This window comes from Chromatiales bacterium (assembly GCA_024234935.1).
Taxonomy (GTDB): domain Bacteria; phylum Pseudomonadota; class Gammaproteobacteria; order Steroidobacterales.
The window spans coordinates 186,253-198,993 of sequence record JACKNI010000003.1 but is presented as its reverse complement, the minus strand read 5'-3'; the positions used below and the strand labels follow the sequence as shown (position 1 = coordinate 198,993).

Sequence of the window (12,741 nt, the reverse complement as noted above, 5' to 3'; positions counted from 1 at the left end):
TCGCCAGCCTGCTAGTGGCAGGTGCTGCAGGCATTCAGTTGCGCCTGTCGCTGGGCTGCCGTCGCGGCAGTCACGGTCGGCCAGTCGGGTGTGTGACAGGCCGTGCAGTCCAGCGCGCGTTCGAGCACGATGCGGTGCGCTTCTTCAAAGTGCCAGTAGCCGGGGCGTCTGGTCTCGGTCAGTCGCTTTAGCGCGTCGGGTGACACCGTGATGGCCCGTTCCCTGTAGGCCGGATCGGCAGACACGGTAGCCTTGGCCGGCGGTGGCACAGCCTGCGGGGTGCGCCCGATGGTTTCACCGCCCGTCACAGCGCGACCCGCCAGTCGGCCGAGATACACCGAGGGACCCAGAAACGTACCTTCGCCACCGTAACTGCCGTTGATGCCGGCGACGCCCGTGACTTCTCCGGCGGCAAATAGTCCCGGAATCGGTCGGCCCGCCTGATCCAGCACACCGGTGTTTGCGTCGATCGCGAGGCCGCCCATGCTCTTGCGCGTCATCGGGAACAACTGCAGCGCGTAGAACGGCGGCCGGCGAAGCGCCCGCGCGGTCGGGTCCGGCCTGCCATGCGCGAAGCGGGCAAAGTCGGTGTCCTCGCCGGCCAGCACCGCGGCGTTCCAGCGCTGCACTGTCTGCTCCAGTGCCGTCGCCGGCAGACCTGCCGCGATAGCCAGCTCTGGAATGGAATCAGCCTGGCGGATGAGTCCGGCCTGCATCAGCGGTTTGATGCCCGGCGGATTGCCCAGCCATACGGCATCCCGGATTCGCAGCGTGCGCAAACCGTCGGCATCGAAGACCAGCCAGTGAGTGGCGGGCGTCAACCCGAGTACCGTTCTGTCGGCCAGCTTGCTCGGTCCAGCCTCATTGATGAAGCGCTGGCCCTTGCTGTTGACCCGGATGGCGCCCGGGTTCTGGCCGAGCAGGGCGCGCGTACCACCCGGATCGCGCGGGTCCGGAATTCCCGTGGTGAACGTCACCTGGTGATCCATGCGCGTGGTGGCAGCGCCGACGGACTGCGCCAGCCGGATGCCGGTACCTGTCGCGAAGTGGCCAGCGCCTGAATACAGGGGTGACGGGACGGGCAAGTCATTGCGCCACTCGCGGCGGACAAAAGCCAGGTCGTTTTGCCAGCCGCCCGTGGCGATGATCACGGCCGGCGCGACCAGATCGCGCGAAATGCCTGTGCGCAGATTGCGCACCCGCACGCCACGTACAGCACCGTCGCTGTTGATGAGCGCAACCGCTTCCGTGTTCCAGTGAAAGCCGAGATTCGGGTCGGCGAACGCGGCCCGCATCATCGGCACCACCACGTTCAGTGCCGCGCCGTTGGCGAAATGGAAGCGGGGCACCGAGTGCTCGGGCGTGTCCAGAATGAAGCCCCAGCGCACGCCGAACCCGGTCAGCCAGTCATGAACGTCGGTCCGGGATGCCGTCACGTAGCGGCGCACCCACTCCGCATCCGCGTCCTCGCCCCAGGCGAGCAGGTCCCTCGCCGCAATCTCCGGGCTGTCCCGGTAGCCCTTCCGTTCCTGCAGGGGCGTCCCGACCAGCGCGAAGCCACCGGCCTTTACCGCATGGCCGCCACCGACCGAGTTGGCATCGATGAGCAGGACGGTGCGCCCGGCAGCAGAAGCTTCCAGGGCCGCCGACAGGCCGGCGATACCAGTGCCGATGACGATGACATCGGCATCCGGTTTCGGCTCCGGCCGCATGCAGCCGCCGAGCACGATGCATGCAACGAATCCGGCCACAAGGGAGATGGGGGCACGCTTCATATTCCGGAGTATATGGCGCCCGCTCCCCCCTCAGTCGAAGACTATCCCCATGTCTTTGGCAATTACCTCCATCGGGACACCGAATGCGAGGCCCTCGATGCTGGTACCCACGATCTTGGTGGTCACGATCGCCTGCACCTGTCCATCGACATCGAACAGCGGTCCACCGCTGTTCCCCGGATTGACGCTGGCGTCTGTCTGTACGTAACGGATGCCGTCGATGGTTCGTTCCCCGCTCATGATCCCGCGGGTCACCGAGTTGGCGAGGCTCTTGTCGAGCGGCGAGCCGATGATGAATACGTCCGCGCCGGTCGTCAGCGTCAGGGTCCGGGATACGGTCGTACACGGATGGCCGCGGCCGGGCAGCTTCAGTACCGCGATGTCACTCGCCTTGTCCACGCGCAGTACCGATGCGTCGAATTCCATACCGCTGGAAGTCGCTGCGGTAATGCGGGTCGCTGCCGTGACCAGGTGGGCGGCCGTCAGGACATGGCCTTCGGATGAAACGAGAACACCAGTTCCCATCACCTGGCCGACGCGGAGCGTCACTACGGACGGCATGATCCGTTTCAGGTCGTCGGGCAGGCGTGCTTCGCCATCGACTTTGCAGACCGGGATCCGCAATTGTGTTGCCGGTGCACCGGCTATTGTCGTGCCGGCAGCGGCCGGCTTGCGCAGTCGATCCACGAATGCCTGGTCAGAGAGCGCGTGGTCGAGGGCATTCATGAATGCCGGAATCAGCGGTGACGGGTTTTGCCCCACGTCGGTACCGAAGCCCTGGTAGGTCTTGCGGAACACGACTTCCGAGGTGGTCTGGTCGAGGATCTGGAACTCGACGTCAAGGTTCGCAACGCCGTAGCCTTCATCCGGCAGGGACACGTAACTGTTGGAGTACCTGAAGTAGAAGTCCCGCCATGCGCGCGAGACCACCGCGCCCAGCTGATACCGTGCCTTTCCCGGTTCAGCCCGGGCGAAGACATCCCGCGTGGCATCGACAACCATGTAGCCCTGCGCTCGCAGCCGGTCCATGGTGGCCACGTCGAATTCCCGTGATCGCCCGGAAGTCGCCGTCCAGCGGTCTTCCCGCAGGGGCTTCTTGCGACCGATCCGGTAGAGGTTGCCGACGGGCGTGCCGGTTGCTATCCGGAACACGATGCTGCCCAGAGCAATGGATTCAGAGCCGTCACTGCCCAGCGAGATCGGCTGGACGGCCGCCTCTGGTGGCAGCGGAGGGGCCTCGACAGGTGCCGCCAGCGCCCGGTCAAAAGACAGGCAGTGGAGCGCCACGGCCATCAGACAGCACGTCAGAAAGCGTGACGTCATGCGATCCCCCTCCGGTTCGAGGGCTTACGCTACCAGTCCGGCCAATGGACTCCAAATCGGCCGACCCGGTGCCGGAGCATTTGATTGCTGCTGGCGGCGGCGTCGCCAGGCAGACGGATTGTTCCCGGTCCGGACTGACTCTAAAGCTTGCCGAGTGCGGCGAGTATCTTCTCGGGCGTGATCGGCAGCTCGCGGATGCGCACGCCGATGGCGTTGTAGATCGCGTTGGCGATGGCGGGCGCGGGCACCGTGATGCAGGGCTCGGAGAGTGACTTCGCACCGAAGGGGCCGCTCGGTTCATTGGACTCGATGAAGATGCTTTGTATGTCGCGCGGCATTTCCACAGCGGTCGGTATCTTGTAGTCGAGGAAATCGCCGGCCAGACAGGAGCCGGATACGGGATCGAACTGCAGGTTTTCCATCAGCGCGTAGCCCATGCCCTGCTGGAAACCGCCCTCGACCTGCCCTTCGGCGCCGTTGCGGTGAATCAGCTTGCCGAGGTCGTGTGCGTAGACAACGCGCAGCACCTGTACCACACCGGTCTCGGTATCGACTTCGACTTCGACGAACTCCACCGACACCGGCGAGGGGTTGGCCTTGGGCGCGAGGCTCGACACGCCGATGATCGTGCCCTTTTCCTCGAGTGTGGTCGGTGCCGGTCCGTTCGCGCCGTGCTGCACGAATGGCGATTCGGCGCGCGTCACGACTTCTGCAACGCTCAGCGTGCGCTTCGGTGCGCCCTTGACCAGGACCTTGCCGTCCACAACGCTGAGCTGGTCCGGACTGACATCGAGCATGATGCCGGCGACCTTGAGCAGCCGCTCGCGCACGGTCCGCGCCGCGGCCTGCACGGCATTGCCGGAGCTGTAGGTGGCCCGGCTGGCGTGCGTGGGCGCGTCTACCGGCACGGTCGTCGTATCCGCGTTCTGCACCATGCGCACCGCTTCCATCGGCAGGCCGAGCTCGGCGGCTGCGATCTGGCAGAGCGTGGTGATCTGGCCGGAACCGATATCCATCGTGGCAGTGGCGAGGTCGGCGGTGCCATCCCGGTTCAGTTTGATGATGGCGCCGGAGTGCTCGTAGATGTCCGGGAAGCCGATGCAGCCGCTGACCCACAGCGGCTGACAGGCAAAGCCCATGCCGCGCTTCTTTGTGCCCTTGCCGCTGTCCGCCTTCTTCCGCTTCGACCAGCCAAAGCGCTCCGCGCCACTCTGCAGGCATTCGTCGAAGGCATAGCTGTCCAGTGTCAGCCCCTGGACCATCGGATGGGGTTCGCCGGCATGCCAGGCGTTCTTGCGGCGGAATTCGATCGGATCGAGTTTGAGCTTCTCGCAGATCTCGTCGATCTGCGACTCGGCGGCGAAACAGGCCTGCGGTGAACCATAGCCGCGGTAGCCACCGCCGATCATGTTGTTGGTGTAGACCGTGTAGCCTTCCCACTTGCTGTTCGGGCAGCGATAGGTCATCAGCAGGCCGAACACGCCGTGCACGTTGATGACTTCGGCGCCATGTGTCGCGTGGGCGCCGGTATCGAGGATGCTCTTTGCATGACGGGCGGTGAAGGTGCCGTCCTTCTTCACGCCGGTCTTCAGGTAGACCTTGATCGGGTGCCGGGCCGTGGTGATGAAGTCTTCGTAGCGCGTCTGCTCGATGCGCACCGGGCGACCGGTCTTCCTGCTCAGCAGGGCGGCGATCGGCTCGATGTAGCCCATGTCGAGCTTGCCGCCGAAGCCTCCACCGATATAGGGCGCCTTGATGACGCGCACCTTGCTCTCGGGAATCTCCAGCGCGAAGGCGAGCTTCTCGCGCAGGCCAAACAGGTGCTGCGTCGATGAGTGCACGGTGAATGTGCCCTGCCGGTCGCAGTCCACGATGCAGACGCGCGGCTCCATGTAACAGGTGTGCACCCGGTGGCTGCTGTAGACGCCTTCGAAGATGTGATCGGCTTCGGCAAATCCCTTGTCCAGGTCGCCGAAGCCCATCACCGGGTTCACCGCCACGTTGTTCGCCGCATGCTCGTGCAACTGCGGCGCGCCGGGCTGCATTGCTTCTTCGGGGTCGAAGACGACAGGCAGTTCTTCGTATTCGACTTCGATCAGTTCGATGGCCTGCTCGGCGATGCGCAGCGACGTTGCGGCGACAGCTGCAACCGGCTGGCCGGCGAAGCGCACGGTGTCGCTCATGATGAGCATGTCCTGCACCATGCTGCCGGCATCGCTGGGCACGAAGTACACGGGCGTGAACTTGCGCTTCGGTACCTCGGACGGTACCAGCACGGCCTTCACGCCAGGCAGTTTCTCGGCCGCGCTGGTGTCGATGCCGAGGATGCGGGCGTGCGGGTAGGGGCTGCGCAGCAGCTTGGCGTGCAGCATGCCCGGCACCTTGACGTTGACCGGAAAGGCCTTGCCGCCGGTGACCTTGTCGAAGGCGTCGGGACGTTGCGGGCTTTTTCCAATCAGGCTCATATCAGTTTCTCCATCGCTCAGCCGGCGATCCGCGTGGCCGCCAGCTTGATGGCGTCGACGATCTTCGTGTAGCCCGTACAACGGCACAGGTTGCCGGCAATGGCATGCCGGATCTGGTCTTCACTCGGGTTCTTCGTGGTGGCGAGCAGCTCGCTCGCATTCATGATCATGCCGCACGTGCAGTAACCGCACTGCACGGCACCCGCCTCGATGAATGCCTGCTGGAGCGGATCCAGCGCCGTGCCGCCACTGCCCAGTCCTTCGATGGTGGTGATGGCTTTTCCGGCTGCACCCACCGCATACATCATGCAGGAGTAGACCACCTTGCCGTCCACCTGCACCGAACAGCAGCCGCAGCCGCCGGAGTCACAGCCCTTTTTCGTGCCGGTCATGTCCAGGCGGTTGCGCAGCACCTGCAGCAGGGTTTCGTCGGCTTCAACCGACACTTCGTGCGTCGCGCCGTTTATCAGCAGTTCGATGGTTTTCATGTGGACTTCCTGTCTCAGCCCAGCCGTGCGAGGGCTGTGGCCAGCGTACGGCGCACATAGACCTGGGCGATATGGCGGCGGTAGGCCGCCGATGCGCGGTGATCGTCCACCGCTTCGAAGTCATCGACGACGGCGGCAGCCGCCGCGGCAAAGCTTGCTTCGCCGGCCGCCTGTCCGCGCAGCGCTGCTTCGGCACTGGTCGCGCGCACATAGGTCTCGCCGACGCCGCCGCCGAGAATGACGCGGCTGTCGGCACACTTGCCGTCCTTGTCCAGCGTCAGCCGTACGGCGACGTTGAGGATGGACAGGTCGTTGGCATTGGTTTCGAGCTTCAGGAAGGCGCTCGCGGTACGGGCCGCAGGAGCCGGGAGTTCGACGGCGGTAATGATCTCCCCGCGCTGCAAGGCACTTTCAAACAGGCCGACGAAGAAGTCGTTCAGCGGGATGGCGCGCTGACGGCCGGCGAGGCTGGTCTGCACCTGCCCGTCAAGTGCCAGAAAAGCGGCGGGCAGATCGTAAAGTGGTGCTGCCGCAGCAACACAACCGCCGACCGTGCCGACATTGAGAATCTGGCGTGGCGGGTACTGGAGTGCATCGCCGATGCTGCCAAAGGCCGCATTCCCGCGGACGAGCGGTGCCGCGCCGACTTCCGCGAGTGTGGTCAGCGCCTTGAGCGAGATTCCGCCGTTGCCGCTCTCACTGACGCCGCGCAAACCCAGCCGGCTGATATCGACAAGGGCAACCGTTTCGGTCAGCAGTCCCCGCACTTCAAGACCGTGTACAAAAGTACCGCCGGCCACGACCATTGCCCCGGCCCCATAGCGCTGCAGCAGGGTACTTGCCTCCTGCAGGCTGGCCGGCAGGTAGTAATCCTCTAGGTTGAGTGCCATTGCATCAGACCTGATTCAGAATCAAGGGTAATAAATAACCCGGTTGCAGAGCATAGTCACGCACCGGCAACCCCGGGTTCCCATTCTGGGCAAATCTGTTAGCCGCACGCGCAGCCGGATAGATCGCCGGGCAGGCACGTGTTATCAATCGGGGAAGGGAGAAGCAAGCATGTATCCTGCGCCATTCCGTTACCACCGGGCCGCTTCAGTCGAGGCGGCCATCCGGCAGCTGTCCGAGCTGGGTGAGGGGGCCCGCGCCCTGGCAGGCGGCCAGAGCCTGCTGGTCTGGCTGAAAATGCGCTTTGGCGAGGTCAGCGACCTGGTGGACATCGGGCGTATACCCGGCCTGGACACCATCACACAGGATGCCGCCGGCGTGCGCATCGGTGCGCTGGCTACCCATGCGCGCATCGCCCGCTCGCCGCTGGCAAAGCTGCTGCCGATCGTTGGCGATTGCGCCAACGGCATCGCCGACAACCAGGTGCGCAGCCGCGGCACCATCGGCGGCTCACTGGCCTCCGGTGATCCGAGCTGTGACTGGCCGGTACTGCTGACCACGCTTGATGCAAAGCTGCATACCCAGGGACCCGGTGGTACCCGCGACCTGCCTGTGGATGGTTTCGTGGAAGATCTTTACGTCACCAGGCTCAAACCCGGCGAACTGATCACCGGCATCAGCTTTGCGATGCCGGTCAAGGGCAGTGCCGGTGCCTACGTGGGCTTCAAGCGTTGTGCGCCCGCCTATCCCACCATTTCAGTCGGCGTGCAGCTCAGCCTCAAGGGGGACCAATGCGAGGACGTGCGTATCGCGCTCGGTTCGGCCGGACTGACCACGATCCATGCCAGCGCAGCCGAAGCCGAACTCAAGGGCAAGACGCTGACGCCGGCCACGCTCGCCCGGGCGGCCGACGCAGCGGTAGCAGCGAGCGATCCGGTGGATGACCAGCGCGGTCCCATCGCCTTCAAGCAGTCGATCATCAAGGTGCTGGTCAAGCGCGGCATCGAGACCGCGAAGCGCCGGTGTCAAGGCGAAACAGTCGAGGTGAGCCATGAGTACTACTGAGACCATCGACCTGGTACCCATCGAGGTCACGGTAAACGGGCAGCTGTACAAGCGCGAAGTGGAGCCTCGTCTCCTGCTGGTGCAGTTCCTGCGTGAAGAACTGCGTCTGACCGGCACCCACATTGGCTGCGACACGACCTATTGCGGCGCCTGCACGGTGCAGCTCAATGGCGCGCCCATCAAGTCCTGCACGGTGCTCGCGGTACAGGCCGACGGCGGCGAGATTCTCAGCGTCGAGGGCCTGGAGAAGGACGGTGAGCTGCATGCCCTGCAGAAAGCCTTTTCGGAACACCATGGCCTGCAGTGTGGCTATTGCACGCCCGGCATGATGATGTCCGCGCATGCGCTGCTCGCCGCCAATCCGGACCCGAGTGCCAGGGATATCCGCAAGGCGATCCAGGGCAATCTGTGCCGCTGCACCGGTTACCAGAATATTTTCAAGGCGATTGAAGCAGCCGCCACCGAGCTGCGGGGGGATGGCTAGATGGGTATCAAGTTCGACGGCGAGTTCACCGTGACGGCATCGCCGCAGGAAGTCTACGATCTTCTTGCCGATCCGCAGAAGTTTGCGCCGTTGCTGCCCACCTATCGCAGTCTGGAAGTGAAGGATGAGCGCACCACCGATGTGACGGTTGACGTCGGGGTTGGCAAGATCCGCGGCTCGGCAGTCGTCACGCTGGCCCTCGAAGGTGAGGAGGCGCCGCGTCGTGCCGCATACAGCGGCAAGGGCAAGGTCATGGGCAGCGCCTTCAACATGCTGACCTCTTTCGATCTCGAGGCGCTGGATGACGGTGGTACGCGGGTCAAATGGGAGGGCGATCTCAGCATGTTCGGCAAGCTGGTCGCGCTGGCCGGCGGACTGATCCGGCCGATTGCCAAGAAAGACATTCAGCGTCTCATCGATGCCATTCAGGCGGCGCTGTCGCCCGGCAAGGCCGGCTGAGATGGCCGGCTGAGACCATGCAACGAGGGAGTGCATCATGAGTTGGGTAGGAACCTCCTTGCGGCGCAAGGAAGACGAGCGGCTGGTACGCGGGAAGGGGCTCTTCGCCGACGATGAACTCGGCGCGGGGATGCTGCATCTCTATGTACTCCGCTCGCCCTATGCACATGCGCGCATCCTCGACATCGATACGGCGGCAGCGGAAGCGCTGCCCGGCGTGGTCTGCGTGCTGACCGGCAAGGATGTGCTTGAACACTGCGATCCCTACATGCAGCTCGGCCCCGAGCCCTGCGACAAGATCCGCGACCTGCCGCTGGCTGTCGACAAGGCCATCTTCCAGGGTGAACCGGTGGCTGCCGTTGCCGCGACCTCGCCGGCGATTGCGATGGATGCCGGCCAGCTGATCAATGTGGACTACGAGATGCTGGATGCGGTGGTCGATGCCGAGGAGGCGCTCACCGACAAGGTGGTCCTGCACGAAGCGGCGGGGACCAACCGAACCTGGCACGGCGTGTATGAATACGGTGATGTGGACAAGGCGTTCCGCGACGCAGCCCATGTGGTGCGTATTCCGCGCATGCACTTTCATCGCTACGCGAGTACGCCGCTCGAAGGCAACGCCTGCGTGGCCGAGTGGACCCGCCAGGGTACGGTCGATTTTCTCTGCAACAACTCCTTCCCCGGTTTTGCCCAGCAGCTGCTGGCACCCGGCCTGCGGCTGAAGGTCGACCAGGTGCGCATCCGCACCCACGATATCGGCGGCAGCTTCGGCAACAAGATCTGGAACTACGTGTACATGGCGCTGGCGGCACTGGCATCGAAAAAAGCCGGTGGCCGGCGCGTCAAGTGGGCGGAACTCCGCACGGAAAACCTGCTCGGCAGCGGGCACGGCAACGAACGGACCTTCCTCGATACCGAGGTTGCCCTCGACAAGGACGGCGTGATCACCGCCGTGCGTTCCCGGCACATCGATGACTGCGGCGCCTACACGCGCTATGAGCCGCTGGGCTGCGTGATCTGGTCCCAGGTGCTGCCGGCTACCTGCAAGCTGCGCAACATGCGTATCGACTTCACGCAGACCGTGACCAACAAGTGTCCGGCGGTACCGAACCGCGGTTACTCGCGGATGCAGCATCTCTGGTTCATGGAACGCATCGTCGATATATGTGCCCATGAACTGCGCATCCCGGCAGACGAGATGCGCCTGCGCAACTACATCACCGAATTTCCCTACGAGACGCCAAACGGCTGCGTGTACGACTCCGGCAACTATCCGGCGATGCTTGCAAAAGCCAAGCAGCTGGTTGACTGGGACAAGTGGAAAAAGATGCAGGTAGCGGCGCGCGCAGAAGGCCGGCTGATCGGCATCGGCATCGGTACCACGCTGGATTCCGGTACCAATAATTTCGGTCAGGCGCAGATCATGAATCAGCATCTGCCGTTTTCGGGCAATGCAGAGGTCTGCACCATGCGGCTCGACTTCGATGGCGCGCTGGTGGTCTGCCTGGGCACCGGTCCGTCGGGCCAGGGACACGAGACTGCGACTTCGCAGGTGGTCGCCGATGAACTCGGTATCGACCCCTCGATGGTGCAGGTGAGGTCGGGCTTCGACACGGCCTGGAATACCTACGTCGGCCACTCCGGCACCTATGCCAGCCAGTTTGCCGTCACCGGCCTCTCGGCCGTGCATGGCGCCTGTCAGAAGCTGAAAGCCGAGATGCGCAAGCTGGCCGCTTTCCTGCTCGAAGCTGCCGAGGACCAGCTGGAGTTCGGCACCGGCGCGCAGGGTCCTGAAGTGCGTGTCCGCGGTACCGACAAGGCGATCGGTTACTGGCAGCTGAGCAACGTCATCAACAACAACAATGCGATGCTCGACGAGCGCATGGCCGATGTCACGCTCAACATCCGCCACGTTTATCGCCCGCCATTCCGTGTGCCGGACACGAAGCGCAAGTTCGGCAACCTCACCCTGACCTATGCCGCCCAGTTGCACATCGCGGTGATCGAGGTGAGTCGCGAGACCAGCCGCGCACAGATTCTGGCCTACTCGGCCGTGGACGATTGCGGCACCGTCATCAATCCGAAAATCGTCGCCGGCCAGGTGCACGGCGCGACGAGCCACGGCATCGGTGCTGCGCTGATGGAGACCTTCGACTACGACGAAGGCGGCAATCTGCTGACCAGCACCTTCAGCGACTACTGCCCGATCACCTCGCTGAACATCCCGGACATCGCCTACGGCAGCATCCAGACGCCGTCACCCTTCAGTTACAACGGTGCGAAGGGCATGGGTGAGGGCGGTGGCGCGCCGCTGCACGCCATTTCGGCCGCAGTTCAGGATGCGCTGCATGAGGCCGGGGTGATTGTCACCGAGTCACACCATTCGCCGCCGGCCATCTATGCAGCCCTGCAGAAACCGAATCGCGCGCAGGCGGTCAGCGTGGAGAAACGCTGACCCTGTCCCCGGACCGGGAGATGCCGCCGAGGCCGGTATACTGCATGGCCTGAGGTATCTGTTTTGTTCTTCGCAGGCGGGCGCACGTGACGATTTTCCAGGCTGTTGCCATCCTGCTGGTTCTGGCCGGCCTGGCGAGTTACCTCAATTACCGCTTTCTGGGCCTGCCTTCCACGATCGGGCTCATGGTCATTGCGCTGGTCCTGTCGCTGACCACGGTGCTGCTCGGCAAGCTCGGTATGCCAGGCGTACGTCTGGCGGCAGATCTGGTCGGTTCCATCGACTTCAGTGAAACCCTGCTGCACGGCATGCTCGCCTTCCTGTTGTTTGCCGGCGCGCTGCACGTCAATTTCAATGACCTGCGCTCCCAGCTGTTGCCCGTTGCCGTTCTTTCGACAGTCGGCGTGGCGCTGGCCACGGCACTGATCGGTGTCGCTTTCTGGGCCACGGCCGGAGCACTCGGTGTGGAGATACCGTTCATATATGGCTTGCTGTTCGGCGCGCTGATATCGCCCACGGATCCCGTCGCCGTACTGGGTGTCTTGAAGAATGCCGGCGCAGTGAAATCGCTGGAAACGAAGATTGCCGGGGAGTCGCTGTTCAATGACGGCATTGGCGTGGTGGTGTTTCTGACCCTGCTGGATATTGCGACCGGCACCGGCGACCCGGCCCCGGGAGGTGTCGCGGTATTCCTGCTGAAAGAAGCGCTGGGCGGCGCGTTGCTGGGTGGTGTGGGCGGTTACGCGGTGTACCGGATGCTGCGTACGGTCGACAACTATCCGGTGGAGATTCTGCTGACGCTGGCACTGGCAGCCGGTACCTACAGCCTCGGCGAGTACTTGCATGTTTCAGCGCCGATAGCAGTGGTCGTCGCCGGTCTGGTAACCGGCAACCATGGCCGCGCCTTCGGCATGTCGGAAAAGACCCGCAATCACCTGGATGCGTTCTGGGAGCTGACTGACGAGTTCATGAATGCAGTCCTGTTCATTCTCATCGGCATCGAACTGCTGGTGATCAAGACCACACCGCAGAACCTGCTGATTGGCATCGCTGCCGTGTTGATTGTGCTGGCTGCGCGGTTCGTCAGCGTCGCCGTGCCGGTGTCACTGATGCGGTATTGGCGCGAATTCAGCCACGGCGCCATACCGATACTGACCTGGGCCGGGTTGCGCGGTGGCATATCCATCGGTCTGGCATTGTCCCTGCCGCTGTCACCACAGCGCGATCTCCTGATCGGTGCAACTTACATGGTGGTTGTGTTCTCGGTGCTGGTGCAGGGCATGACACTCAACCGCGTGGTCGGCCATTACGGAAAAAAGGCCGCTGGCTGAATGCGGGG

The 12,741-nt window shown here is 63.8% G+C and carries 10 protein-coding genes; 5 read left to right on the top strand and 5 right to left on the bottom strand.

What is annotated here, in order from left to right; all coding sequences use genetic code 11:
- Nucleotides 1-11 precede the first annotated feature (11 nt).
- From H6979_09445 to H6979_09425, 5 genes are all read right to left on the bottom strand, one after another.
- Nucleotides 12-1,775 carry an FAD-dependent oxidoreductase gene (locus tag H6979_09445; GenBank protein ID MCP5140067.1) on the bottom strand — a complete coding sequence of 588 codons (1,764 nt, stop codon included), beginning with the start codon at nt 1,773-1,775 and terminating at the stop codon, nt 12-14.
- 30 nt (nt 1,776-1,805) lie between these two features.
- Nucleotides 1,806-3,098 carry a serine protease gene (locus H6979_09440; protein MCP5140066.1) on the bottom strand — a complete coding sequence of 431 codons (1,293 nt, stop codon included), beginning with the start codon at nt 3,096-3,098 and terminating at the stop codon, nt 1,806-1,808.
- Nucleotides 3,099-3,238: 140 nt separating this feature from the next.
- Complete coding sequence (locus H6979_09435; protein MCP5140065.1) at nt 3,239-5,563, bottom strand: molybdopterin-dependent oxidoreductase; 2,325 nt, start codon at nt 5,561-5,563, stop codon at nt 3,239-3,241.
- Nucleotides 5,564-5,580: 17 nt separating this feature from the next.
- On the bottom strand, nt 5,581-6,051 hold the full coding sequence (locus H6979_09430; protein MCP5140064.1) for a (2Fe-2S)-binding protein: 471 nt from the start codon (nt 6,049-6,051) through the stop codon (nt 5,581-5,583).
- Nucleotides 6,052-6,065: 14 nt separating this feature from the next.
- On the bottom strand, nt 6,066-6,941 hold the full coding sequence (locus tag H6979_09425; protein ID MCP5140063.1) for an FAD binding domain-containing protein: 876 nt from the start codon (nt 6,939-6,941) through the stop codon (nt 6,066-6,068).
- Nucleotides 6,942-7,110: 169 nt separating this feature from the next.
- Between H6979_09425 and H6979_09420 the strand changes: the two genes are divergently transcribed.
- The 5 genes from H6979_09420 to H6979_09400 all read left to right on the top strand — a co-directional run bounded on the left by H6979_09420 (nt 7,111) and on the right by H6979_09400 (nt 12,733).
- Nucleotides 7,111-8,004, top strand: coding sequence for a xanthine dehydrogenase family protein subunit M (locus H6979_09420; GenBank protein ID MCP5140062.1), 894 nt, complete (start codon nt 7,111-7,113; stop codon nt 8,002-8,004).
- A complete protein-coding gene (locus tag H6979_09415) occupies nt 7,991-8,488 on the top strand; it encodes a (2Fe-2S)-binding protein (GenBank protein ID MCP5140061.1) in 498 nt (165 codons plus the stop codon). The genes H6979_09420 and H6979_09415 overlap by 14 nt, the downstream gene beginning before the upstream one ends.
- Nucleotides 8,489-8,947 carry an SRPBCC family protein gene (locus H6979_09410; GenBank protein MCP5140060.1) on the top strand — a complete coding sequence of 153 codons (459 nt, stop codon included), beginning with the start codon at nt 8,489-8,491 and terminating at the stop codon, nt 8,945-8,947.
- 37 nt (nt 8,948-8,984) lie between these two features.
- A complete protein-coding gene (locus H6979_09405; GenBank protein MCP5140059.1) occupies nt 8,985-11,402 on the top strand; it encodes a xanthine dehydrogenase family protein in 2,418 nt (805 codons plus the stop codon).
- An 86-nt stretch (nt 11,403-11,488) separates the two neighbouring features.
- Nucleotides 11,489-12,733 carry a sodium:proton antiporter gene (locus H6979_09400; GenBank protein MCP5140058.1) on the top strand — a complete coding sequence of 415 codons (1,245 nt, stop codon included), beginning with the start codon at nt 11,489-11,491 and terminating at the stop codon, nt 12,731-12,733.
- Nucleotides 12,734-12,741 lie beyond the last annotated feature (8 nt).